The 25,152-nt window shown below is 61.1% G+C and carries 24 protein-coding genes; 2 read left to right on the forward strand and 22 right to left on the reverse strand.

Going from position 1 to position 25,152, the window contains the following annotated elements; all coding sequences use genetic code 11:
- Position 1: 1 nt before the first annotated feature.
- The 18 genes from B0E33_RS13675 to acnA form a co-directional block, all read right to left on the reverse strand.
- Complete coding sequence (locus B0E33_RS13675; protein WP_145915707.1) at positions 2 to 631, reverse strand: DUF6962 family protein; 630 nt, start codon at positions 629 to 631, stop codon at positions 2 to 4.
- Between the two features lie 142 nt (positions 632 to 773).
- Positions 774 to 1,892, reverse strand: coding sequence for an acyltransferase family protein (locus B0E33_RS13680; RefSeq protein WP_077291498.1), 1,119 nt, complete (start codon positions 1,890 to 1,892; stop codon positions 774 to 776).
- A gap of 158 nt (positions 1,893 to 2,050) precedes the next feature.
- Entirely contained in the window at positions 2,051 to 2,971 is a 921-nt protein-coding gene (locus B0E33_RS13685; RefSeq protein WP_077291499.1) for an NAD-dependent epimerase/dehydratase family protein, read from the reverse strand.
- A gap of 163 nt (positions 2,972 to 3,134) precedes the next feature.
- Complete coding sequence (locus tag B0E33_RS13690) at positions 3,135 to 3,755, reverse strand: DsbE family thiol:disulfide interchange protein (RefSeq protein WP_023002741.1); 621 nt, start codon at positions 3,753 to 3,755, stop codon at positions 3,135 to 3,137.
- Entirely contained in the window at positions 3,752 to 3,934 is a 183-nt protein-coding gene (gene ccmD, locus B0E33_RS13695) for a heme exporter protein CcmD (protein ID WP_023002742.1), read from the reverse strand. Before ccmD ends, B0E33_RS13690 begins: the two co-directional genes overlap by 4 nt.
- Before the next feature lie 5 nt (positions 3,935 to 3,939).
- Positions 3,940 to 4,707, reverse strand: coding sequence for a heme ABC transporter permease (locus B0E33_RS13700; RefSeq protein WP_023002743.1), 768 nt, complete (start codon positions 4,705 to 4,707; stop codon positions 3,940 to 3,942).
- Positions 4,708 to 4,787: 80 nt separating this feature from the next.
- Positions 4,788 to 5,459 carry a heme exporter protein CcmB gene (gene ccmB, locus B0E33_RS13705; protein ID WP_023002744.1) on the reverse strand — a complete coding sequence of 224 codons (672 nt, stop codon included), beginning with the start codon at positions 5,457 to 5,459 and terminating at the stop codon, positions 4,788 to 4,790.
- On the reverse strand, positions 5,456 to 6,118 hold the full coding sequence (ccmA, locus tag B0E33_RS13710; protein WP_077291500.1) for a heme ABC exporter ATP-binding protein CcmA: 663 nt from the start codon (positions 6,116 to 6,118) through the stop codon (positions 5,456 to 5,458). Before ccmA ends, ccmB begins: the two co-directional genes overlap by 4 nt.
- A gap of 191 nt (positions 6,119 to 6,309) precedes the next feature.
- The gene (locus B0E33_RS13715) at positions 6,310 to 7,092 is read right to left on the reverse strand and encodes a hypothetical protein (protein ID WP_023002746.1); all 783 of its coding nucleotides are present in this window, start codon (positions 7,090 to 7,092) and stop codon (positions 6,310 to 6,312) included.
- 267 nt (positions 7,093 to 7,359) lie between these two features.
- Positions 7,360 to 8,250, reverse strand: a complete 891-nt coding sequence (locus B0E33_RS13720; RefSeq protein ID WP_023002747.1) for a hypothetical protein — start codon at positions 8,248 to 8,250, stop codon at positions 7,360 to 7,362.
- Positions 8,251 to 8,295: 45 nt separating this feature from the next.
- Positions 8,296 to 9,219: an RDD family protein gene (locus B0E33_RS13725; RefSeq protein ID WP_055659898.1), complete on the reverse strand. Its 924-nt coding sequence runs from the start codon at positions 9,217 to 9,219 to the stop codon at positions 8,296 to 8,298.
- Positions 9,216 to 10,211 carry a stage II sporulation protein M gene (locus B0E33_RS13730; protein WP_023002749.1) on the reverse strand — a complete coding sequence of 332 codons (996 nt, stop codon included), beginning with the start codon at positions 10,209 to 10,211 and terminating at the stop codon, positions 9,216 to 9,218. The genes B0E33_RS13725 and B0E33_RS13730 overlap by 4 nt, the downstream gene beginning before the upstream one ends.
- Positions 10,211 to 11,452 carry a DUF58 domain-containing protein gene (locus B0E33_RS13735; protein WP_077293307.1) on the reverse strand — a complete coding sequence of 414 codons (1,242 nt, stop codon included), beginning with the start codon at positions 11,450 to 11,452 and terminating at the stop codon, positions 10,211 to 10,213. The genes B0E33_RS13730 and B0E33_RS13735 overlap by 1 nt, the downstream gene beginning before the upstream one ends.
- A gap of 53 nt (positions 11,453 to 11,505) precedes the next feature.
- Positions 11,506 to 12,462, reverse strand: coding sequence for an AAA family ATPase (locus B0E33_RS13740; RefSeq protein ID WP_023002751.1), 957 nt, complete (start codon positions 12,460 to 12,462; stop codon positions 11,506 to 11,508).
- Complete coding sequence (locus B0E33_RS13745) at positions 12,452 to 13,774, reverse strand: hypothetical protein (protein WP_077291501.1); 1,323 nt, start codon at positions 13,772 to 13,774, stop codon at positions 12,452 to 12,454. The genes B0E33_RS13740 and B0E33_RS13745 overlap by 11 nt, the downstream gene beginning before the upstream one ends.
- Positions 13,771 to 14,427, reverse strand: coding sequence for a DUF4129 domain-containing protein (locus B0E33_RS13750; RefSeq protein ID WP_062486494.1), 657 nt, complete (start codon positions 14,425 to 14,427; stop codon positions 13,771 to 13,773). Before B0E33_RS13750 ends, B0E33_RS13745 begins: the two co-directional genes overlap by 4 nt.
- 142 nt (positions 14,428 to 14,569) lie before the next feature.
- Positions 14,570 to 14,959: a bleomycin resistance protein gene (locus B0E33_RS13755; protein WP_023002754.1), complete on the reverse strand. Its 390-nt coding sequence runs from the start codon at positions 14,957 to 14,959 to the stop codon at positions 14,570 to 14,572.
- A gap of 365 nt (positions 14,960 to 15,324) precedes the next feature.
- Positions 15,325 to 18,000 carry an aconitate hydratase AcnA gene (gene acnA, locus B0E33_RS13760; RefSeq protein WP_023002755.1) on the reverse strand — a complete coding sequence of 892 codons (2,676 nt, stop codon included), beginning with the start codon at positions 17,998 to 18,000 and terminating at the stop codon, positions 15,325 to 15,327.
- 489 nt (positions 18,001 to 18,489) lie between these two features.
- Here acnA and B0E33_RS13765 point away from each other — a divergent pair, with 489 nt between their 5' ends.
- Entirely contained in the window at positions 18,490 to 21,282 is a 2,793-nt protein-coding gene (locus tag B0E33_RS13765) for a bifunctional aconitate hydratase 2/2-methylisocitrate dehydratase (RefSeq protein WP_077291503.1), read from the forward strand.
- A 143-nt stretch (positions 21,283 to 21,425) separates the two neighbouring features.
- Positions 21,426 to 22,082, forward strand: coding sequence for a hypothetical protein (locus B0E33_RS13770; RefSeq protein WP_167579542.1), 657 nt, complete (start codon positions 21,426 to 21,428; stop codon positions 22,080 to 22,082).
- 370 nt (positions 22,083 to 22,452) lie between these two features.
- Here the strand turns inward: B0E33_RS13770 and queF are convergent, their stop codons facing one another.
- The 4 genes from queF to queC form a co-directional block, all read right to left on the reverse strand.
- Entirely contained in the window at positions 22,453 to 22,920 is a 468-nt protein-coding gene (queF, locus tag B0E33_RS13775; RefSeq protein WP_077291505.1) for a preQ(1) synthase, read from the reverse strand.
- Between the two features lie 382 nt (positions 22,921 to 23,302).
- Entirely contained in the window at positions 23,303 to 24,031 is a 729-nt protein-coding gene (gene queE / locus B0E33_RS13780) for a 7-carboxy-7-deazaguanine synthase QueE (protein ID WP_077291506.1), read from the reverse strand.
- Positions 24,028 to 24,411 (reverse strand): 6-carboxytetrahydropterin synthase QueD, encoded by a 384-nt coding sequence (gene queD / locus B0E33_RS13785; protein WP_023002759.1) that lies wholly within the window; start codon positions 24,409 to 24,411, stop codon positions 24,028 to 24,030. Before queD ends, queE begins: the two co-directional genes overlap by 4 nt.
- A complete protein-coding gene (queC, locus tag B0E33_RS13790; protein ID WP_077291507.1) occupies positions 24,404 to 25,093 on the reverse strand; it encodes a 7-cyano-7-deazaguanine synthase QueC in 690 nt (229 codons plus the stop codon). Before queC ends, queD begins: the two co-directional genes overlap by 8 nt.
- Positions 25,094 to 25,152 lie beyond the last annotated feature (59 nt).

Here is a 25,152-nt window from a genome sequence, read left to right on the forward strand (position 1 = left end):
CCTACCTCGTGGTCCTGAACCAGCGGCCGCCGAAAAACAGAAGCACGACGATCGGCATCAGCAGGACGTGGTAGCTGCCATAGAGGCCAAGACCCCAGAACCCCGGGCTCTGCATCGGGATCATCGCTGATACGCCCAGCGTGAGAAGGATGCCGGCGATCATCGGCAGCGTTCCCCTGTTCTGGCGGAACCGGACAACGCTCAGCACCAGCAGGAATATCAGGCCAGCGGAATAATAGAGGATCACGGACAGAAAATCGTCGGAGGTCAGGATCATGAAGACTGGCCAGAGTGCGCCCAGGACGCCGGCAGCCACAAATCCCTGGCGCAGCGGCGAGGAAAGGTACTGAAAGCTGGCCGCGACGATCATGCTGAGACTGCCCAGAACGATGACGATGCGCGTTGCGATCACAAGCGGACGGTGCGCTTCGTGACCGATTGTTTCGAAAAACCCGTGGTCAATGGCACCCAGCATCGAGGCAAGCCCGATCAATGCCAGTGTCAGGCTCCAGATCCAGGCAGGTGAGAAGGTCTGAATGCCCGGACGCAGGCTCAGGCCGGCGAGAAAAAACAGCTCGCAGGCAAGGATCACATCAGTCAGGGCTGAAAGGACGAGTTCGGAAAGCAACAAGAATACTCATGGTTGGCGCCAATCTGACGGGTGGCGGCTGGCGGTATCCGGCCTGAAATTGGCCGGTTCGCCGCAATAATCCGTCGTCAGCATTGAGATTATGTTAAGCGGCTCGCCGCAGCGAGACGCGGAATTTGGTGCGTCAGGATGTTGCCTCGTTCGGTGTTTGTGCGGACCGCTTTCCCTTGACCCATGATTTCAGCGCCCGCTCCGCCGGCATCTCATAAATGCGGTAGAGGAAGATCGAAAACACTGCCGTGATGCACAGCGATACCGGAAAGAAAACGATATCCGCCGGGATGGACGGCCTGAGGAAGATGTTCATCAGGTGAAGCGACGGCTGGTGCACAAGATAGAAGGCGAAAGAGGCATTGCCGAGAAGCACGAGCGGGCGGGTTGAAAACACCCTTGTGAGTGCGGCGCCTTCCGTCAGATGTGCATAGAAGAACAGTGTGATGACCGGCAGGTAGAACAGGGAATAGCGGAAGGGATCCGGGACATCCGGTGCCAGCCACATCGCCAGGAACAGAAGAAGATAGCTGAGTGGCTGCACTGCGCCGGGCAGCCGGACGCCGCGACGCCAGACCTCATGCAGAACCATGCCGACCAGAAACTCCAGAATGCGGAAGCCGGGAAAGACATAGAACAGCCAATGCGAGAACGGATATTTGCCGAAGAAGATCACATCGCCCAGGAATACCTGAACCAGCAGGGCGGAACCGAACACCACCACACCGAGCCCCAGTGTGACCGCCACAAGCTTTCGCGGTGAAAACGCGACCAGGCCGAAGAAGCACACATAGAAGAACATTTCATCCGACAGCGACCAGGACGGTGCGTTGAGAGAGAAATAGATCGAGGAAACCGGAATCCAGCTCTGCAGGTAGGTCAAATTCAGAACCGTCTTGATGACGCTGAATTCTTCCGAGTAGATCGCCTCGACCTGCATGATCGAGAAATAGAGAAACGGCAATCCTGTGAGGAAATGCAGCGGTGTCAGACGGGCAATGCGCAGCAGGAAGTAGTCGCGAAAGGACATCGTGCCGGCAAGGATCCTCGTCTTGTAGGACTGCGTCAGCACGAAGCCGGACAGGATGAAGAAGAAAGAGACGCCGACATAGCCCTGTTCGGCGATTGTCTTGACGAAGTCGCCGCTGGTATCCCAGCGGAAATGAACGCCAAACACCAGCAAGGCTGCGAAAAAGCGCAGTCCGGTCAGTTGTTCCAGTCGAACCTTTGCCGCGCCGTCGGTCACGTTCATGCGCAATTCATCCCCTCAATTAACCCAGGGACACTAATGACCGCAGGCTTCCGGGAAATCTATGCCAGCGTCGATTTTATTATGGGTAAATGAACTGATGCGGCGGGTCCGTTTCAGTCAGTCGCCGATTTTCTGCAGGTTCCAGCGCTAACGACACATCAAGGTGCGCTGTGATGCTTCACCCATTCCCACGTTTCTCCGATGCCGCGCCGCAAGGGAACGGCAGGTTGCCAGTCGAACGTCGCCTGTGCCCTGGCAATATCCAGCACCACCCGTGGCACATCGAAGTTGCGGCCCGGCTTGTAGACCGGCTCCAGGGTGCGCCCTGTGGTCTGGCCGATGATGTCGACGATCTGGGAGATGGACGTGCCTTCGCCACTTCCGGCGTTGAAGCTGCCGGACGCGCCGGAGATCAGGGCGCGATGGCACAGGTCGGCAATGTCTTCGACGTGAACGAAGTCGCGCACGACGCTGCCGTCCCCCCAGATTTCGATGGGGGCGTCCTCCGCCACCTTGCGTAGGTAGGTTCCGATCACGCCCAGAAGGCCGATCTGTGCCTGGCGCGGTCCATAGATGTTCGCCGGACGAAGGGCGACGAACTCGAGCCCGTGGAGCTGTTGTTCCATGCGCAGGTACTGTTCGACTGCCAGCTTGACGATGCCGTAGGATGAGATCGGGTTCAGAGGATGATCTTCCGGCACCGGATCCTTTGTCGGGATGCCATAGACTGTGCCACCGGAGGAAAAGAAGACGAGTTTCCTCGTTCCGCTTGCCCGCATGGCCTCCAGAAGGCGAACCGTGGGAATAAGGTTGCCGGAGATGTCGGCGGCCGGATCGAGGTTCGAGGTCGAGGGAACGGTCGTGCTGGCCAGATGCACCACCGCATCCACACCGGACAGGGTGTCGGCAAGCCGGTGATGATCGGACAGGCTGTGAAAGACGTAGTCGACACCGGGAAGCGGCGGCCGGTACAGTTCCTGCCGGGTGTCCATGACCCGCACCGACAGGCCTTGCTGAAGGCATTTGTCCACGACATGAGACCCGATGAACCCGCAGCCACCGATCACAAGTACTTTCAAGATGGCCTTCTCCGGAATCGGCTGAAAAAGATGATCCGGACTTTAGAACGGCCCCGTGGCGATTTGTAAATGGGGCTTGGCCGGTTCGCCGTTGTCACCGCAAACAATCAGCGGGGACAATGGCCTGCGCAGGTGACAGGCAGGCACCACAAGGTTGGCAAGATCAGGATTTGTTGCCGTCCATGATCTTCTGCAGTTCCGGCAGGAAGACGTCGTAATAGCTTTCGGGGCTCAGAGGACCGATGAACTTGTACCGGATCGTGCCTTCGCCATCGACGACGAAGGTTTCCGGCACGCCGTAGACACCCCATTCGATCGCGGTGCGACCACCGGTATCTGCGCCGACGCGCTGATACGGATTGCCGAGACTGCCCAGGAAGCGGCGCGCGTTTTCCGGCTTGTCCTTGTAGTTGATACCGAGAAGCTGGATGCCCTCGACCTTTGCCAGCTCTTCCAGAAGCGGGTGCTCCTGGCGGCAGGGCACGCACCAGGATGCAAACACATTGACGACGGAAACCTTGCCGATGAGATCCTGACGGGAAAACCCGGCAACGGCGGTGTCACCATCGGTGAGGCCTTCAACCGGCGGCAGGTCGAATTCCGGCGCCGGCTTGTTGATCAGCGCAGAGGGAATTTTCTGCGGATCGCCGCCGAGGGTCAGCTGAAACAGGAACAGGGCGGCGAGCGCTGCGAACACCACCAAGGGCAGCAGCACCAGAACCGGGAAACCGCGTTTGGCAGTCTGCTGCCCGTGTCGGCCGGCACCGGTATCGTGGGACGTCATGAGCTTGCTTTTCCTTCACCGGCTGGCCGGGCGCGGGAAATGCCCCGGGCTGCCAGGTCCTTGAGGGCTTTTTCCTGTTGGGCCTTGTCGATGCGCACCCAGGCGATCAGTCCGATGACCGTGAAGAGGCAAAGGCCGTAGGACGCCCAGATGAAGCCAGCGTGAGGGCCTAGATCCATGAGAATTACTCCGCAGGCTGAGCCGTGGCTGCCGCTGTGCCCGGTTGGGCAGCGCTGGCTGCGCGCAGGCGCAGGGCACGCACGCGGCGGCGCAGGATCTCGTTACGCATTGCCATCAGATGCAACACGAAGAACAGCAGCGTAAAGGCGATCGCCATGACCAGCAGCGGCCAGAGAATGTCCGGATGAATGGTCGGGCCGTCCATGCGCATCACGCTGGCCGGCTGGTGAAGCGTATTCCACCAGTCGACCGAAAACTTGATGATCGGCAGGTTCAACGCGCCGACAAGCGTCAGCACAGCTGCCGCCTTGCCGGCCTTGATAGGATCTTCCATCGTGCGCCACAGCGTCATCAGGCCGAGATACATGATCAGGAGGACCAGGACCGACGTCAGTCGCGCGTCCCAGACCCAATAGGTGCCCCACATGGGCTTGCCCCAGAGCGAACCGGTCACGAGTGCCATGAAGGTGAAGGCCGCGCCGATGGGGGCCGCGCTCTTGGCGGAAACATCCGCCAGCGGGTGTTTCCACACAAGGGTGCCAAGTGAGGACAGCGCCATCACGGAATAGCACATCATGCTGAGCCAGGCGGCCGGCACGTGGATATACATGATCCGCACGGTGTCGCCCTGCTGATAGTCTTCAGGCGCAACGAAGAAGCTCATGTAGAGCCCGGCTGCGAACGCAATGACGCACAAGCCGATAAGCCAGGGCAGAACCACCTGGACCAGCCTCAAAAATCGCGTCGGATTTGCATAATCCCAAATTGCCATGGAACCGTTCTAATCTAGAGCGTTGTCCGCTTCAATGGACGAGTATGCCGCAGGGTGCATTGCGCGGTGTCAAATTGCCGTCAATCTCCTGCAAACCGGAGCGCCGCGGCAGCGGCAAGCGGGCCGATCACCGCCGCAATCAGCGACAGCGAACACAGGATCAGGAATGGCGTCAGAAACGGCACGGGATCATGAATAGCGGCATCCGCGGCACTGACGCCGAAAATCAGCACGGGAATGGCCAGTGGTATCACCAGCACGGCCAGTAGAAGACCGCCCCGGCGCAACGAGACGGTGAGGGCCGCGCCGATGGCGCCGATCAGCGTCAGGGCCGGTGTGCCGACCAGCAGCGTGAGCGTGACGGCTCCCGTGGCGACGGGGTCGAGATTGAGAAAGATGCCGAGCAGGGGGGCGGCGATCACCAGCGGCAGGCCCGTTGCGACCCAGTGCGCCAGGCACTTGATCAGCACAAGCAGTTCCAGCGACCGTCCGGCCATCAGCATCAGGTCAAGTGTTCCGTCCTCCCGATCAGCCTGAAACAGCCTGTCCAGTCCGAGGAGCGTTGCCAGCAGCGCGCCGATCCACAAGATGGCAGGACCAATGCGGGAAAGCAGGTTCAGATCCGGACCGACGCCGAAGGGAATGACGGTGACAACGGCCAGGAAGAACAGCACACCGACAAGCGCGCTGCCGCCGACGCGCACAGACAGCCGAAGATCCCGCCGAAACAGCACAACAGCCCAGGAACTCATGCGGGCAGATCCTCCTCGTGCAGCGAAACGGGATCAGCGGTGCGCAGATGCAGGATCTTGGTTCTGGCAAGGGCCAGATCGGTGTGGGTAGCGGTTATGATCATGCCGCCGGCGGTCAGATGTCCGTTCATCAGGTCCAGAAGCTGGCCTTCCGATGCCTTGTCCAGCGCCGACGTCGGCTCATCCATCAGCCAGATCGGCCGGGGCGTGACCAGAAGCCGGGCAAGGGCCAGGCGCCTCGTCTGACCGGCGGAGAGAAATCCTGCCGGCAGGTCTGTCGTGTGGCCTATGCCGAGGAGATCAAGCGCTTCCTCGGGAGACATTGCCGTTGCGCCAAAGACAGACGCCGAAACCGGTGAGGTGAAGCCTTGCCAGAACGTCAGGTTTTCCAGCACGGAAAGCGCTGCCTTGACTGCGTTCTGATGGCCGAAATAATGGGCGTGTTCAGCCGGTGACCGGTCGGCTTCTCCCTGTTCCAGCCGAAGCGTGCCGCCAGCCAGCGCGACAAGACCTGCCAGCGTCCGCAGCAGCGACGACTTGCCGATGCCGTTCGCGCCCGTCACGACCAGTGCCGTGCCGGAGGGAAGATCAAAGGACAGGTCCTGAAACACCCGGCGTCCGCCGCGATCGATGGTCAGGTTTTCGGCAATCAGTCTCAGGGGAATGCTCCGGCGGCAGGTTGGGTTGAACCTTGTTAGTTGGCCGCACTGTTATGATGCAAGGAAAATTCCCCGCCTTGTCTTTGCTCAAAGACAAAACACCCGGGGCTTGCCCCGGGTGCTCTGGTGTCCGGACCCGCTTGCCGGACAATTTCAAAAAAGCAGCGCTGTTTGCCCGCGTTGCTGGGCGATCAGTCGAAGACAGATGCGATCTGGTCGACGCTGACGCCTTCCTTGATTTCACGCAGGCGCGCGTAAATCAGTGCGACAAGGATACTCAGGAAACCTGCGCCGACTGTGGAAATGGCAGCGAACAGGATGATGCCGATGACCATGCCGATGCTGCCGGCCGAGGCCACGAGGCCGACGACGAACAGAGCGACGATGTTGATGATGGTGGCACAGATGATGGCCAGTACCAGCGCACCCAGGATCGGCCAGCGGTATTCCTTGGTAAGATACTTGCTGCGGCCAAGACCGCCGAAGCCGGCGCGTTCGATCACCACGGCCGGTGCCATGACGGCGAATACCGCATAGACCCAAAGGCCAGGAACGACCAACAGGACCAGGCCGATACCAACCAGGATCGAGACGACGATCGAGAGGATCGCCAGCGGCACGACAGCACTCAGGGCCGGGCCGAAGTAACGGCCAAGCTGTACCGGGCGCGACAGCTTCGCGTCATAGGCAAGCTGCACCAGAAGCGCGGTGGTGATGGAATAGACCACCATGCTGACGAGGATTGACAGCACGTTGGCAACAGCGCTGCCGGGGCCGGTGAACTCCTGCGGCTGGATGCCGAGTGCGGCGCCGAAGCCGACCAGCAGGCCGGAAATCAGGAAGCCGATCAGGTTCGGCACGAAGCCTACGATGACGACCTGAATGAAATGCTTGAGGAGGATCGAGAAGCTCTCGCCGATGATGGAGCCAACGCCAAGGGAGGCCGTGGGCTGGCTTAGGGTCGTGTCGGTCATTCAATTGCTCCGTAAAACTTCCAATAGTTTTTTCAAAAGTGGTTATCTAATTCCAGCCCACATACCGACGAACGCTGCCCGCCAAACGGGAGGAGCGACGATCATCCGCCTGAAGCCGTGGACTGTCCGAAAACCGGTAGATCCCGATCGCATGAGCATCTTGCCCGCCCTCTGCCGAAGACAGTTACTCTTGCGATTTTTCACCATAAATCCTTCTGCAGCAGGTCACAAGCGGGGCCTTGCGCGGAAGTTCAACCCTCCTGACACTCAGTCGAAAACATCGGCGACCTGGTCAACGCTGATACCTTCCTTGATTTCGCGCAGTCGCGCGTAAACCAACGTGGCAAGGATTGCCAACGGTCCGCTTGCCAGCGCGTTGGTTGCGGCAAAGACGGGCAGGGCCCAGACGTAACTTCCCTCACGGGCGAGAAGCTCCACTGGAAAGGCGCCGGCAATCGTGACGGCCAGCGAGCAAAGCCAGACCGGCAGCAGTGCGCCGGCAATCTGCCAACGATAGGTTTTCGTCAGCGCCCAGCTGCGGCTCATGCCGCTGAAGCCAACCCGTTCAATGACGACAGCGGGGGCCAAAACCGAGAAGACCGAACATCCCCACAGGGCGACAAAAGGCAGAACTGCAAGCGCCGTGATGGAAATCAGGGTCGTATTCACGAAAATTGCGATGAAGACCAGCGGCAGCGCAATGCACACGAAGATGACGACCAACAGCCCGTTTTGCAGGCAGATCGGTGCGCTGGCCTTGAGGGCCGGCAGCAAATAGCGGGCAATCGAGACCGGGCGGTTCAACCGGGCGTCATAGGTCAGCTGGGCGAGAAAGGCCGCAGTCACGGCAAAAACGATCACATCGACAAAGGCCGTCGCAAGATCGACGAGGCCGGCCAGGTCGCTGGTGTCGTCCGTTTCCAGATTGAGCGCGGCATCGACGCCGACAAGCGATCCAGCCAGCAGAGCGCCCAGGAGGCTGACTACAAAACCGATCGCAAGGACCGGCACAAGATTCCGGATCGTGATGGAAAAACTGGTTCCTATCAGCGCGCCGATCCCAAGTGACTGCCGGACATGGCGCCCCTGCGACCCCTCGGACTGGCCAACCCGATCAAGGAAATAGGCTCTGAGGCTATGATTATCCTGTTTCTGCAATCTGGCTGATCCACTTGATGACTGGAGCCGGAGAGGGCGAAAGGTCTATTTTTCCTCGCCGGATTGGGCGTAGTGCTTGTTTTCCCGCTTGTCGCCGAACAGCTGGCGTTGCTCGAGATGTTCCCGCTGGGCGTTGTAGAACGCCTGCAGGAACGGCAAACGATCCACCGGAGGAACCGGAGCGGCATAGCCGATCTTCTTGCGGATCTTTTCCACGATGGCTTCCAGGGTGGCGTTCCGCTGGTGGGCAGCTTCGGCTCCGGATGGTGTATTCTGCCCACGCAGCAGCGTTTCCAGTGTCTGCAGTTCGAAGGCGCCGTAGTGGTCGAGCTGATGGGACAGGAAGACGAATTTCTTGCGTGCTGTCCCGGTCGCGACCGTCTCGCTGGCAAGATCCTTCAAAAGCACCGGCACCGGCAGGTGGATGACATGGGTGCCTGCCATCATGTCGCCCAGCCGGCGCCGGTAGCGGTTGAACAGGGGGATCATCAGCGACATGGTAACCCAGGCAAAAGCGGCGAGCGAGGCAAGCGGCGTTGCCGAATCCAGAGTCAGCAGAAGCGTCCCGGGCAGGAAGATCTCCGCCTCCTTCATCAGGTTGCGCAGGACAAGCGCGCGGGCGGTCAGTGGCCCGCCGTCATGGGAAACCACCTTGATCTTCATCAGCCGTTTGCCGAGGGTCTGGCCGTTCCAAGCCAGTTCGGCCAGCACATAGTAGGGAACCCGGATCAGGAAGAACAAGAGGGCGGCGATGGCCATCAGTGTCTGCGGTGTCGTCAGGTTGATCAGAGCGAGCAGGATCACCAGGCAGGTCGCGGCAATCGCGGTCAGGATGATATCGATGAGCTGGGCAGAAAAGCGCACCCCAACACCCGCGATGGGCAGCGTCAGTGCAACGCCCTCCGGCGGCACAAGCGTTGAAGCCGGTGGCCGGTCGGTCTTGGTTCGTTTCCAGAAACGCACTCTCATCGCCGGCTCCGGCCTCCCAACAGGAACCAGGACAGCCAGAGCGCACCGATCCCCCAGCCGATGATCAGCCGGGCGTCAAGGCTTTGCACCAGTTGCCGGCCGAAGCCTTCCAGAAGTGCGGCTGCCACCAGCATGATGGCTGCGACAATCGCCAGTTTCACGGCATCGCGACCGGCTTCGCGCAAGGCAACGCTGCGCGATCTGTCGCCTGGAAAAAGCACCGCGGCCCCCAGTTGCAACCCGCCGCCGCAGGCAATGCAGATGGCCGAGATTTCGGTGACGCCATGGATCGACAGCCAGCCGACGAGATCGAGACCCAGACCCCGGTCGACGTGAAGGGCGAGGAAGGCACCGAGCGACAGGCCGTTATAGAATGTCAGCAAGACGGCAGGGGCGCAGGCAAAGACACCAAGACCGAAAACGAAGATCGCGATGCGGGTGTTGTGGGAAAACAGATAGGTCGCGAAGGCACCGAGCCCGCTTGCCTGGTCGGTGCCGTAGATGACCGAGCGCAGGGATTCCGTGGTCGCGTCCGGCCCACGGTTGCCGGCAAGTTCGGCCGGCATCATCACGTAGAACCAGTCGTTGTTCTCGAAATAGAGCAGATAACCCGTGAGGGCACCGAGCGCCATGCACAGGAACCCGATCAGAATGTAGAACCAGGACCGGCGCATCGCCCGAGGCGCGCCTTCCCTCAGGAAATGCTCCAGCAGGCCCCCAAGCCGTTCCTGCGGGGCATAGACGCACAGATATGCACGGGCCGTGAGCGCTTCCAGATAACCGAGCAGGGCCTTGTCGAGCGAGATTTCGCGCGCAATCGCCAGCGAGGTCGTCGCCTGCCGGTAGAGAGAGGCAAGGTCGCGGGTCTCCGCGAATTCCATATGCTGAAGGCCCTGGCCTTCGGCCTTGCGAACCAAGGTTTCCAGCCTCTGCCAGTCGGCTTCCCGCTCCTTTCGGAACCGGGCGGAGCGCATCAGATCCTGTGTGTCCATCAGATCAGCTCCCGGGCCTTGATTTCAAGATAGGCGGAAATCAGCCGCGCGGTCACGGCATTCGGTTTGGCGTCAACGATGGTAACGCCCATTCGGGACAGTTTTTCGAACACCAGGCGGCGTTCATTGAGTGCCTGGTTGGCGGCGACAAGCGTGGCCGCGCCATCGAGATCTCCCGGTGCCGTTTCCACCAGCTTCTCAAGGTCGGGATCGCGGATTGCGACGAAGATCAGCAGGTGCCGCTTGGCCAGGATGCCGATGTTCTCCACCAGCAATTCGGCCGATGTGGTGTCGACGAAATCAGTGAAGATGATCAGCAGGCTGCGTTTGGGCGTCCGGGCGTTCAACTCGGTGAGCGCGAGGGTGTGGTTGGTTTCGCGGCTGACATAGGAAAGCTCCGCCGTCCAGCTGCGCAGCCGTGCAAACGCCGTCCTGCCCGGAGCGGGTGCGGAGAAGGTGCGCGGTTTGACATCGTAGGAATAATAGCCGACCAGATCACCGCCAATGGCAGCCGCCCAGGCGGTCGCCAGCGCTGCGGTCACGGCGTGGTCGATCTTCGGCAGGCCGCCGATCTCCTCGCGCATCAGATAGCCGTTGTCGAGTGCGACAATGACATGGTGATTTCGCTCGGCGCGCAATTCCTTGGCGACCAGAGATCGCCGTCGGGCCGACCGCTTCCAGTCGATCGTCTTGATGTCCATGCCCTGGACGAAATCCCGCAGTTGCTGGAATTCCGATCCTTCACCGACAGCGCGGTTTTCCTTCACGCCGTAAAGCGTCGACAGAACGGTGGTGGTGATCTGCCCGGACTGGACCATGCGGATGTTCGGGACCACGCGGATTTCTGCCCCGACGGCCAGTTTCGGCACGAACTCCAGCAGTTTGAGGCGCGAGTGCCAGGATAGCCAGAGTTGGTCCACGCGCCAGACCCCACGCCGGATCGCCCGGCAGGCAACCTCCGCCCGCGAGCTGCCGTCCGCTGCCGGGACAAACGCGAACTCCGCGTCGCCGCCGAGGCCTTCCGGCCAGTCCAGTTTCGCTCGTAGGGCCGAGGGCGCCTGGGCAAGTTCCAGTTGAAGCTTTGCCGTCTCGCCGACAAATACCTCCGCCGGAGCCTCAAACGTCAGGTTCTGGGGTCGCCGGAGTGACATGGCCATGTCGATGACGACCAGAAGCACGAGCACGATCCAGGGAACCGCGCCGATTTCACGCGCAGCACCCCCGGTGACAACCGTGATCACCGAGATGGCCAGAGCCAATGCGCCAAAGGCGAGCAGTCGTTTGGACGGCCGGATCAGCGGGGAGCCTCGATCTGGTTGAGGATGTTTTCCAGGACCTGCGCCGGGCTGCGGCCTTCGATTTCCGCCGCCGGGCCGAGAACGATCCTGTGGCGGAGGGCCGGCACGAACAGGCGTTTGACGTCGTCGGGAATAGCGTAATCGCGTCCGTTGAGCGCTGCCGTTGCCCGTGCCGCACTTGCCAGCGCGTCGGCCGCTCGGGTCGAGGCACCGAAGGCGATTTCGGAACTTTGGCGGGTCGCGCGGATCAGGCGCAGGATATAGGCAAGGATGTCATCCTTCAGGATGATGCTGTCGACCAGCGCCCTTGTTTCTTCAAGGGTGGTGGAATCGAGCACCTTGGACAGCGTGGCGGTTTCCATGCCGGCTTCCAGTGGCTTGTCCGCGTGCTGGCGCAGGATCGCCATTTCGATGTCTTCGGGCGGGAAGTCGATCACCAGCTTGAACAGGAACCGGTCGAGTTGGGCTTCCGGCAGGGGATAGGTGCCCTGCTGCTCAATGGGGTTCTGCGTTGCCACGACAATGAATTCCCGTCCGAGGGAATGATCCGTGCCGTCAATGCTGACCATGCGTTCGCTCATGGCCTGCAGCAGGGCGGCCTGGGTCTTGGGCGGGGCGCGGTTGATTTCGTCGGCCAGCAGCACTTGCGAGAATACGGGTCCCTTGGTCAGCACGAAGGCGTTGGTGCGGAAATCGAAGATCGAGGTGCCGAGCACGTCGCCGGGCATCAGGTCCGGCGTGAACTGGATACGGCCGAAATCGAGTGCCAGAGCTGCCGAGAAACTGCGGGCGAGCAGCGTTTTGGCGGTGCCGGGAGGGCCTTCCAGCAGCACGTGGCCGCGGGCAAACAAGGCGATCAGCAACAGGTCGATGATGTCGTCCTGACCGAGTACGGTTCGGCCGATCTCCGTCCGCAAGGCATCGGTCCGTTCGCGCAGCGCTTCAAGCGTCATGGGTTATTTGCTCCAATACCTGTTCCAATTGGTCGATTTGCTGGATGGCTTCCGTGGCCGGAAGCCGGGCAGGCAGTTTTCGTATGTCGGCCAAGATCGCGCGCAGGCGTGGTGCAAGGGCCGGATGCCGGCGTTCGGTGTAGGTCAGGAAAGCGTCTTCCCCGGCATAGTGGCGCGCATGGGCCGGACCGAACAGGGCAGAGGCCGTCGCCGAAATACGGGCGGTGGCATATTCGCGAATGAGAGCGCCATCCTGCCCGGAAAGCCGCATCAGCCTTGCGCGCGCCTGGACCGCCAGATCCTTGCCGGCGCCAGGTCCCGCCTCTTCGTCGCGGATGGGGCCGTAGCGGATGAAGCTGCGCCAGAGCGCCAGCCCCAGCAACAGTGCTGTGCCGAGCCACAGGGTCAGGAAGGGCGGTCCGAAGAAACGGAGCAGATCTTCCCAGGTGCGCTCGCGCTTGGGTTCGTTCACGGGATCGCGCAGCCAAGAGGAGCGGCTGTAGTCGATGACGATATTTCGGGTGCCGGCCTTTTCGGTCAGGACATCAAGGGCAATGCCGGCATTGTCGCCCAATCGCAGGCCGTGGTTGTTGATCAGGTCCGGATCGGACAGCACCAGAATACGATCCTGTTCGCCGTCACCGGCATCGGCGAGCGGGCAATCGGCCAGCAGCATTGCGCCGGTGTCACCGACAATCGGGCGGCAGGCCTCGTTGGCGAAGGTCTGGGCGGCGTAGATCTCCGCCCGCAAGGGCTCGCCTTGCTGTGACTGGTACCGGAAGTCGGAGAAGGGCCGAGTTGCGGCGGCAATTTTCGTGACGCTGGTGCCGGTCACCTTGTTGACGATTGTCTGAAGACGGTCCGCCTCAACCTTCAGGAAAGGGTGGGCAAGGCCGGTCAGGCGCATGCCGCTGCGCCATTTCGGCAGCACAAGCAGCGTTGGAACACGCTCGGCCTTTTCCAGGACGACGGCGGTCGCCAGATCGTATTCGTCCTGCTGCAGCAGCAGTTCTTCCTTGGTACGGGGGGTGCTGCGTTCGCTGTCCGGCAGCGTATCGTAAAGCGGTACCACCAACAGGCCGACCGCCGTCTGGTCCATCAGCCAGCCGCCGGCAAAATTCTGCGCACTGGCCCCATTTGTCGCCAGCCAGACCTGCAGGCCGTCCAGCCCGGCGGGCGAGCGGCGCAAGACCTGTTGGCGCTGGGACAGGATGTACCAGCCGGCAATCAGAACCGCGACGCAGATCAGTGCGATGACGGCGGTTTCAAGGCTCGGGCCCTTCGGTCGCGTATTTGCAGCGCTCTCGCTCATGCCGCCTCCGGGCCCAGCAGGTAGCGGCAGTTCGCAACGTGGTCGTTGAACTCGTCTTCGCTGACGTTCCTGCCGCCGAATTGCACTCGTTCGGCCATGGTTACGAGCTTGCGCAGCAGTTCTCTCGCCTGGCTTTCGGGCAACTGGCGCAAGGCATCGCGTGCCGTCCAGCTGCGCTGCATCAGGATGCCGTTGGCTGCAATGGCGGTGGCCAGCACCTTTTGCGTCAGCAGAACAAGGGCCCTCTGCCGGTCTTCCATGCGCAGGATCTCGTCAAGCGGGGCGAGCTTTTCCGCCCAGATCGGGGCCTGTCCGCGGATTCGGGGGCGGGTGCTGTCGGGGTTGCCGGCCTCACGGCCTAGCGACACCGTGAACCGTCCACCGAAGCGCAGGAAGAAATAGGCAACGGCAACGAGGATGCCGCCTACGATCAGACCCGGAATCCAGCGGTTGTCGATGGTCGGGTCTGCCTGATCCGCCGCAGGTTTCGGCGGTTCCTGGGTGGTGTCCAGTTTGGGGGGCGGTGCGGAGGGGTCGAAATAGGCCACGTCCGTATCGATCCCGCGCAGACGGATTGCACGCAGGTACTCCGTGCCCGAGTCGCCGATTTCAAGCGGTTCCTGAACGGCTTCTTGTGCATATGAGGGGAGCAACGTCCCTGAAAGGATCAATAAAAAACAGACGATCAAAAATCGGCGCATGACGGGTTTATTAGCGGCTCGGTCTGAGCTTCGCAACCGACAGCTGCTGCCATGGTTCCGTTAGGGTCTCGCTCCCCGTTTTTACCCAGGGCATTCACTGCCCGATTCGCTCCAGATGCTCGCCGAAATAGAGCATGTTCCCGTCCGGGTCCCTTGCACCGAATTCGCGCATGTCCCAGGGCCGGTCGGTGATCGCCTCGGCGATATCGGCGCCCGCTTCTGTCACCGAGGTGTAATAGCCGTCGATCCCGGCCACGAAGCAATAGGCCGTCGCCGGATGCCGTCCGGCCCCGGCCGACAGATGCAATTCGACATGGTCCCGGCACAAAATGGCATAGCGGACGGGCTCGGCCTCCGTATCCGCCCATTCGAACCGGCTCTCGAACAGGAGCCTGTTCCGGTAATAGGCGACGGCGGCCTTCAGGTCGGAAACCGGAAAGACCGGCGCGATGTGGGAGAGATGCGGTGGTTTGGTATCTGGCATGAGGAAACCTCCGGAACTGCCTGAGGTTGAGCCTGACGGACTTTTCCACCAGTGGCAAATAACAAAAGCGCCCTGCAGGGTCCGCGGCCAGGCGACTAACTCTCGGCTGGTCATTCCGGACGGCCTGCTGCGCAGCTGCATGGCCCGATCCGGAATCCAGTGAATCAGCGTGAGCGAAAGCGAGCGCAAACTCAAACAAGCATCCGACACTTAAAAAAGACGCGCTCGCGGCGCGAAGCATGCGCTGGGTTCCGGATCAGCGCGCAGCTTCGCTGCACTTGTCCGGAATGACTCGCTGGGGGGTATCCAAAAAAACGGGCCCCTCAGGGCCCGCTTCGATCTCACCTGACTTGAAAAGCCGGCCCTCAGCTCGTCACGAGGTTCCTGAGCACGTAGTGCAGGATTCCACCGGCCTTGATGTATTCCAGCTCGTCCAGCGTATCGACGCGGCACAGGCACTCGATGGTCTTGGTGGTGCCGTCCTCGTAGGTGACTTCGACGTCCATCATCTGGCGTGGCTGGATGTCGGCGATGCCCTTGATGGTCACGCGTTCCTTGCCGGTGATGTTATGCGACTGCCAGCTTTCGCCTTCCTTGAAGGTGAGCGGGATGACGCCCATACCGACCAGGTTGGAGCGGTGGATACGCTCGAAGGACTGCGCGATGACCGCACGCACGCCAAGGAGGTTGGTGCCCTTCGCGGCCCAGTCACGGGACGAGCCCGTGCCGTATTCCTTGCCGGCGAAGATGACCAGCGGAACACCTGCTTCCTTGTATTCCATGCAGGCGTCGTAGATCCATTCCTTCTTGCCGTCCTTCATGGTGACGCCGCCTTCGACACCCGGAACCATCTGGTTCTTGATGCGGATGTTGGCGAAGGTGCCGCGCATCATGACTTCATGGTTGCCGCGGCGCGAGCCGTAGGAGTTGAAGTCCTTCTGGGCGACCTGGTGCTCGGACAGGTATTTGCCTGCCGGGCTGTCCAGCTTGATCGAGCCGGCCGGTGAAATGTGGTCGGTGGTGATCGAATCCAGGAACAGGCCCATGACCGCCGCATTCTCGATGTCCTGAAGCGGCTTCGGCTCCATGGTCATGCCTTCGAAGTAGGGCGGGTTCTGGACGTAGGTCGAGGACACCGGCCAGGAGTAGGTCAGGCCGCCTTCCACCTTGATGCCCTGCCAGTGCTCGTCGCCCTTGAAGACGTCGGAGTAGCGGGTGCGGAACATCTCCTCGTTGATCGAGGCGCGGATGAGGTCGGTGATCTCTTCCGTGGTTGGCCAGATGTCCTTCAGGTAGACCGGGTTGCCGTCCTGATCCTCGCCGAGAGGATCCTCGGTGATGTTGATGTTCAGGTTGCCTGCAAGGGCATAGGCGACCACCAGCGGCGGCGAGGCCAGGTAGTTGGCACGCACGTCCGGATTGACGCGACCTTCGAAGTTGCGGTTGCCGGACAGCACCGAGCAGGCAATCAGGTCGTTGTCGTTGACCGCCTTGGAGATCGCCGGGTCCAGCGGACCGGAGTTGCCGATACAGGTGGTGCAGCCGTAACCGGCCAGCGTAAAGCCGAGCGCGTCGAGATCGTCCTGAACGCCGGCCTTTTCGAGGTAGTCGGTCACGACCTGGGACCCGGGCGCCAGGGAGGTTTTCACCCATGGCTTCACCTTCAGGCCCTTCTTCAGCGCGTTGCGGGCCACGAGGCCGGCACCGATCAGAACGGACGGGTTGGAGGTGTTGGTGCAGGACGTGATGGCGGCGATCACAACGTCGCCGTTGCCGATGTCGTAGTCCTTGCCTTCAACGGCAACGCGCTTGGACAGCTCGCCTGCCTTCTTGAACTCGTCCGTCATGGTCTTGGCGAAACCGGCTGCGGCATCGGCAAGATTGATACGGTCCTGCGGGCGCTTCGGTCCGGAAATCGACGGAACGACGGTGGAAATGTCGAGTTCCAGCGTGTCGGTGAAAACCGGCTCCTCGCCGCCGGAGCGGTACATGCCCTGCGCCTTGGAGTATTCGGCAACCAGGGCGACGCGGTCCTTGTCGCGGCCGGTGGCTTCCAGGTACTTCAGGGTTTCCTTGTCGACCGGGAAGAAGCCGCAGGTCGCGCCATATTCCGGCGCCATGTTGGCGATGGTGGCCGCATCTTCAAGCGACAGGTTGTCGAGGCCGGGGCCATAGAATTCGACGAATTTGCCGACGACACCCTTCTGGCGCAGCATTTCCACGACGCGCAGCACGAGGTCGGTCGCGGTGATGCCCTCGTTCAGCTTGCCGGTCAGCTTGAAGCCGACAACTTCCGGGATCAGCATGGAGATCGGCTGGCCGAGCATGGCGGCTTCCGCCTCGATGCCGCCGACGCCCCAGCCCAGAACCGCCAGGCCGTTGACCATGGTGGTGTGGCTGTCGGTGCCGACCAGCGTGTCGGGATAGGCGACGGTTTCACCGTCTTCGTCCCTGGTCCAAACGGTCTGGGCCAGATACTCCAGGTTCACCTGGTGGCAGATGCCGGTTCCCGGGGGGACGGCACGGAAATTGTTGAAGGCGGACTGGCCCCAGCGCAGGAACTCGTAGCGCTCGCGGTTGCGCTCGTATTCCAGTTCGACGTTCTGCCTGAAGGCGTCCTTGGTGCCGAAATAGTCGATCATCACCGAGTGGTCGATGACAAGGTCGACCGGAACCAGCGGGTTGACCTTTTCCGGGTCGCCGCCGAGCTTAACGGCAGCATCGCGCATGGCGGCAAGGTCGACCACGGCCGGAACACCGGTGAAGTCCTGCATCAGCACGCGGGCCGGGCGATAGGAGATCTCGTGATCGGACTTGCGGGTCTTCAGCCATTCGGCGCAGGCAAGGATATCTGCCTTGGTCACTGTGCGGCCGTCTTCGAAGCGCAGCAGGTTCTCAAGCACCACCTTCAGCGAGAACGGCAGCCTGGAAACACCTTCGAGGCCGTTCTTCTCCGCTTCGGGAATGGAAAAATAGGTGTAGGTCTTGCCGCCGGCGGTCAGTGTTTTCTTACACTTGAAGCTGTCGAGGGACTGGGTCACGACGTGCGATCTCCTTTATTGTCCAAAAGGCCCGGGCCGTGTGTGCACCGGTGCCTGGCATACTCTCTCAAGGCTCCGGAAACGGAGCTGCAGCGCTCTGTCATCCGGCATCCTTCCGCGCGGATACGATGAGAGCCTCTCCCTCAGTCGCCGCCGCAAATTGATGCGCCGCACCTATAGCAATCTTTGGCTACAACCACCAGACACGACGCCGTCGCCGTTGTCGAGACTTCGGTTGAAGTTTCAGCCTCTTGAAACGGCATCGTCCGGAAATCGAAGCCAGAAAACACCTTCGGAAATTCGAAAATGCGATCTTGGGTGCATGCAGATGCGCCAACCGGTATATAGACATCATTTATTGGATGGGAAGATATTGCATACCATTGTATACTGAATTAAAACGCCGCTCAGCTAGCCTGTCCCGGCCCGCCAGACCTCTCGGCGATTCGGAAGCCAGGCTTCAAACAACACCAGGACGCCGGGATCATCATGAGCTTGTATGAAGACTACCTGAAAGAGATCGAAACGCGCAAAGGCCAGGGTCTGCATCCCAAGCCCATCGAAGACGCTGCTCTCGTTGAAGAGATCGTCGCGCAGATCAAGGATACCGGTAACCAGCACCGGCAAGAGTCGCTCAAGTTCTTCATCTACAACACGCTGCCGGGCACCACGAGCGCTGCCGGCGCGAAGGCGAAGTTCCTGAAGGAAATCATCCTCGGCACGTCTTTTGTTGATGAGATCACCCCGGCGTTTGCCTTCGAACTCCTGTCCCACATGAAGGGCGGCCCTTCCGTCGAGGTTCTGCTGGACCTGGCTCTTGGCGACGATGCCCAGATCGCCAGGGACGCTGCTGAAGTCCTGAAGACGCAGGTTTTCCTCTACGATGCCGATACGGACCGGTTGAAGGCCGCCTATGAGGCCGGCAACGAAATCGCCAAGGACGTTCTGGAAAGCTACGCTCAGGCCGAGTTCTTCACCAAGCTTCCGGACATCGACGAGGAAATAAAGGTCGTCACCTATGTCGCCGCCGAAGGTGACATTTCCACCGACCTTCTGTCCCCCGGCAACCAGGCGCATTCGCGTTCCGACCGCGAGCTGCATGGCAAGTGCATGATCTCCGAAGCGGCCCAGAAGGAAATCGAGGCGCTCAAGCTGCAGCATCCGGGCAAGCGCGTCATGCTGATTGCCGAAAAGGGCACCATGGGTGTGGGGTCGTCCCGCATGTCCGGCGTCAACAACGTCGCCCTGTGGACCGGCAAGCAGGCCAGCCCCTATGTTCCGTTCGTGAACATTGCCCCGGTCGTTGCCGGCACCAACGGCATTTCACCGATCTTCCTGACCACTGTCGGCGTGACCGGCGGCATCGGCATTGACCTGAAGAACTGGGTCAAGAAGCTGGACGAAAACGGCAAGCCGATCCTTAACAATGACGACAGCCCGGTTCTGGAACAGAAGTATTCCGTCGAGACCGGTACGGTGCTGACCATCAACACCAAGACCAAGAAGCTCTACAACGATGCCGGTGACGAAGAACTGGCCGATGTCGCTTCCGCGCTGACCCCGCAGAAGGTCGAGTTCATGAAGGCCGGTGGTTCCTACGCCATCGTCTTCGGCAAGAAGCTGCAGAGCTTTGCCGCGGAAACCCTCGGCATCGAGATGCCGCCGGTGTTCGCACCCAACAAGGAAGTGTCGCACGAAGGCCAGGGCCTGACGGCGGTCGAGAAGATCTTCAACCGGAACGCTGTCGGCGTTGCGGAAGGCAAGGTGCTGCATGCCGGATCCGACGTTCGTGTGAAGGTCAACATCGTCGGCTCGCAGGACACGACCGGCCTGATGACTTCCCAGGAACTGGAAGCCATGGCGGCAACGGTGATCGCACCGACCGTCGACGGCGCCTACCAGTCCGGCTGTCACACGGCTTCGGTCTGGGATCTGAAGGCACAGGCCAACATTCCGAAGCTGATGAGCTTCATGAACAAGTTCGGCCTCATCACCGCACGCGATCCCAAGGACGTCTATCACCCGCTGACGGACGTGATCCACAAGGTGCTGAACGACATTACCGTCGACGACTGGGCAATCATCATCGGCGGCGACAGCCACACCCGCATGTCCAAGGGCGTTGCCTTCGGTGCGGATTCGGGCACGGTTGCGCTGGCGCTGGCCACGGGCGAAGCAACCATGCCGATCCCGGAATCGGTGAAAGTGACCTTCAAGGGCACCATGAAGGATCACATGGACTTCCGTGACGTCGTTCATGCCACCCAGGCACAGATGCTGAAGCAGTTCGGCGACAACGTCTTCCAGGGCCGCATCATCGAAGTGCACATCGGCACGCTGCTCGCCGACCAGGCGTTCACCTTCACCGACTGGACCGCGGAAATGAAGGCCAAGGCCTCCATCTGCATCTCCAACGACGACACCCTGATCGAATCCCTGGAAATCGCCAAGAGCCGTATCCAGATCATGATCGACAAGGGCATGGACAACGCCAACAAGGTTCTGCAGGGCCTGATCGACAAGGCAGACAAGCGCATTGCCGAAATCCGCTCCGGCGAGAAGCCGGCCCTGACGCCGGACGACAGCGCGAAGTATTTCGCGGAAGTCGTGGTGGATCTGGACCTGATCGACGAGCCGATGATCGCCGACCCGGACGTGAACAACGAGGATGTCTCCAAGCGTTACACCCACGACACGATCCGCCCGGTTTCCTATTACCGCGGCGAGAAGAAGGTCGATCTGGGTTTCGTCGGTTCGTGCATGGTGCACAAGGGCGACATGAAGATCGTCGCCCAGATGCTCAAGAACCTCGAAAAGACCAACGAGAAAGTCGAGTTCAAGGCACCGCTCGTGGTGGCTGCGCCGACATACAACATCATCGACGAGCTGAAGGAAGAAGGCGACTGGAGCATTCTGCAGAAATACTCCGGTTTCGAATTCGACGACAACTCGCCGAAGAACACCGCCCGCACCGAATACGAGAACATTCTCTACCTTGAGCGTCCGGGCTGTAACCTTTGCATGGGTAACCAGGAAAAGGCCGCCAAGGGCGACACGGTTCTGGCAACCTCCACGCGCCTCTTCAAGGGCCGTGTCGTGGAAGATTCCTCCGAGAAAAAGGGCGAATCCCTGCTGGCCTCGACGCCGGTCGTGGTTCTGTCGGCCATCCTTGGCCGGACGCCGAGCCTCGACGAATACAAGGCAGCTGTCGAAGGGATTGATCTGACCAAGTTCGCTCCGCCGAACCAGAAGCCGCTCGACGCACGGTCGGTTCATTTCTAAGAGCAAGCTGCGTTCATTCAGAACACAGACGCAATCTCGGGCCGCCCGATCGATGCCGATCGGGCGGCCCTGCTGCATTTGAGGGTCAGGATGGGACGTTGAAGCCAACGAGGTGATTGTTTGGCGGCAGGAAAAAGTGTTCCATGAGAATGGCCGGTGATTTCGGCCGATTTCTTAAATTCATTTCCATGGGGGCTTTCATGAAATACCGCGTGCCCGCAGTTCTTTTTCTTCTTGCCGGCTCTATGCAGAGCGCACTGGCTGACCCGTGTCAGGATCGTTTCACGGAACTCTATCTGCAACTCGATCAGACGACGCCGACCAAGACCCAGGTGACCACCGCCTTCAAGGGCGCGCCGCCGACCACCAATGACTTTTTCTACCTGTCGCAGGATCACTATCTGACCGTGCCGACCTCACCGGAAGGCCCGTGGGTGCTTGGCTACGGCAACGTGCTCTATCAATCCGCGGACCAGGGATCGACTTGGGAAAAGATCCGCGAGATGGACACCGGCCAGAACGCGGATCAGGCACGTGCCGACAAGGAAACGAACGCAGCCAGCATCCGCAACGCGGCCTGCAGCGAGGAAGAGCTGGAGGGTGAGGCCGTGGAAGTGGTGGCAGCGGATATCACCGTCAGCCAGGGCATGGTCACGGAAAACCGCTACACCTACTATGTTCGCCGCAGTGACAATTTCATCGTCAAGGCGATCTACGACAGCAAGGCCCCGTCTTTCGAGATGGTCACCACTCAGGTGATCGAAAAAGCCCCTGGCCTGAACCTGCCGGTGCCGCAGTAAGGCAGCCAGCCAGTCGGAAGGATCGCGGGGCGGACGGCGGGTGTACCGATTGCGCGGTCTCTTGCGGGGAACAACAGGTGTTTCTGGTAAGCGGATGGCAAGCGAGGCTCGCCCCACCCTCAGATGTCATCCCGGGCTTGACCCGGGATCCAATCCCCATCACGGCGAGCTCGGAAATCTCTATTGCGTTCAGGCAGTCGCTTTGAGCCTTGTGCAAGTCTTGAGGCTCTGGAAATGAGTGGGCCCCGGGTCTCACGATGCTCGCCCGGGGTGACACTTCCGGGTGGGGTGCGGCCTGGCGTTGATCGATGGTGCCGAATTCCTGCCCGGACTTCGGGATCGTCGTATCCGCGAAGGTAGCCCGTTAGCCTTAGCCGCGTCCGCGATAGGGGGCGACGCCCTGGTCGGGGATCCAGACGCCGTCCGGCGCTGGGCCGGTCTGGTAGAAGACGTCGATCGGGATGCCGCCGCGCGGATACCAATAGCCGCCGATGCGAAGCCACTCCGGATCGAGCAGGTCGACCAGGCGCTTGCCGATGGAAACCGTGCAGTCTTCGTGGAAGGCGCCGTGATTGCGGAAGGAACCGAGGAACAGTTTCAGCGACTTGCTCTCGACCAGGTAATCGCGCGGCACATAGTCGATCACCAGATGAGCGAAGTCCGGCGCGCCGGTGATCGGGCACAGCGAGGTGAATTCCGGGGCGACGAAGCGGACCATGTAGCCCGTGCCAGCCTGCGGGTTCGGCACTTTTTCCAGAACCGCCTTGTCGGGATCATCGGGAAGTTCGGTGGAAGACCCGAGCTGGGTCAGGTTCTCGTAGATGCTCTTGTCGGACATGACTGTCTCCTGATTTTGAGCCTGTTCCGGAGACACGCTTTTGCGCTGTCGGTGGATGGGCTCCGTGTTCTTGAATGAACTCGCAAAGACCCAGAATTTGGGTTTTCGCTTCTCTGTGCCCTGATCCTGAGGAGGACCGTCAGGTCAGTCTCGAAGGATGGGCCGCTTGTTCTGTGCGTGCCGCCCATCCTTCGGGACGCCGCTGGAGCGTCTCTCCTCAGGATGAGGGAGCGGTTTTGAAAAGCTTCCTCTCCGTCGTCATCCCGGACGAAGATCCGGGATCGGAGAGGCGAAGGCCTGTCGGTTCTGCTCGCGACACCGTTGGCTTCCCGGTCCCGGCTCGCGCTACGCTTGGCCGGGTTGACGCCGGGAAGGCCGGTTCCTAAACCCCGCGCAAATTGCCCCAGATCATCGTGTGAAGCTGCGGCAGGACGGTGGCTGCGTACCATCTGTCGGAGGTAACCCGGTCCACAAGCCAGCGCATGCGCTCCATGATGCCGGCCATGTCGATGGTGGCATCGGTGTCGGCTGCCGCCGGCGGGGTGTGGTTGCCCGGCTGCAGGAAGCAGCTGAGGTGCGGGTAGCGGTCGGAAACGTCCCGCGCGAACGCATAGTCCGCCTCGTCGAAGACAACGACCTTCAGGACGGTCTGGGTCTCCGACCCTGCGGCCTCAACGCATTCCGCCAGGCGCTGCCAGTCGGTGGTCATGCCCGAGGAAGGCGGTTTCGGGCTCAGCGTCAGGACGTCGAGTTCGGCAAACCAGTCCTTGGCGAGGCTGCCCTGCGTTTCCAGCGCGAAACGGTAGCCCTCTTTCCGGCCGAGCTCGATCAGGCCACCAAGCGGCTGGATCGCCGGATTGCCGCCGGAAAGCGACACTGTCAGCGGATTGCCGCCGGACAGGATCTCGACCTGCATCAGGATGGCCTCAGGCGTCATCGGGCACCATTCGTCCCGATGAGCGCTGTCGACCGCATGCAGCGTGTCGCACCAGGAGCAGCGGTAATCGCAGCCGCCGGTGCGCACGAACACGGTGGGTTGGCCAATCAGGGCGCCTTCGCCCTGAATGGTGGGGCCAAATATTTCGCTGACCCGGATCTGTTCGATACTCATGCCGCACGCGCCCCCGGATAGACGAGGGGACGGAATTCGGCGCAGGTCTTCGGCGTTTCCTTCACGCGAACGGCCGAGGTTTCCGGCCAGCGCTGGCGGCACCAGTTGTAGAAATAGCGCGCCATGGTCTCGGCGGTCACGCAATCATCGCCCAGCACGTCATTCAGGTGCCGGTGGTCGAGCGTGTCGTCGATGAAGCGCTTGAATTCGGACAGTTCGCGGTAATCGCGCACGAAGCCGATGCCGTTCAGCTCTTCCGACATCAGCTCCACCTCGACCACATAGTTGTGGCCATGCAGGCGGGCGCAGGGGTGGTCTTCTCCCAGGCCAAGGATCTGGTGGCTGGCGGAGAAGTGGAATTCCTTGGTGATCCTAAACATTGCACGCCTCCTTCCAGAACGCTTCGTCTGCGTAGACCGTCGGGTCGATGCCACCGGCCAGGTGAAAGGCTTCGCGTCGTTCCACGCAGGTGCCGCAGCGCCCGCAGTGAACCTCGCCGCCCTTGTAGCAGGACCATGTCTTGCGATAGTCGACGCCAAGCCTCAGTCCCTCGGCGGCGATGTCCGCCTTGGAGGTGTGGACGTAAGGCGTGAAGAGGCTGATCTCACCCATGCCTTCCAGCGCGTGGCGCTGCATGGTCTCGAAGCTTTCGGTGAAGGCCGGACGGCAGTCCGGATAGATGAAGTGGTCGCCGCCATGAACGGCGGTCGCGACCGCTTCGGCACCGCGCGCGCTGGCAATGCCGAAGGCAATGGAAAGCATGATCGCGTTGCGGTTCGGCACAACGGTGATCTTCATGGTTTCTTCGGCATAATGCCCGTCCGGCACGTCCAGATCGTCGGTCAACGCCGAGCCGGTCAGCTGGCGGCCGATATTGGAAATGTCGATCAGGATATGCTCGGTGTTCAGCTCATCGGCACAGGCCTTCGCGTAGTCCAGCTCCTTCTTGTGGCGCTGGCCATAGTCGAAAGATACGAGGCCGATCAGCTCGTGTTCCCGCGCAACCTTGTGCGCAAGGGTGACGGAATCCATTCCGCCGGAACAGATGACAAGTGTTTTCAACGATGTGGTCCCTTGTTTTCGCTGGCACCGGGTAGGCTGCGACCGGTGGTTCCCTTTTG

The organism is Roseibium algicola, from assembly GCF_001999245.1.
Taxonomy (GTDB): Bacteria; Pseudomonadota; Alphaproteobacteria; order Rhizobiales; family Stappiaceae; genus Roseibium; species Roseibium algicola.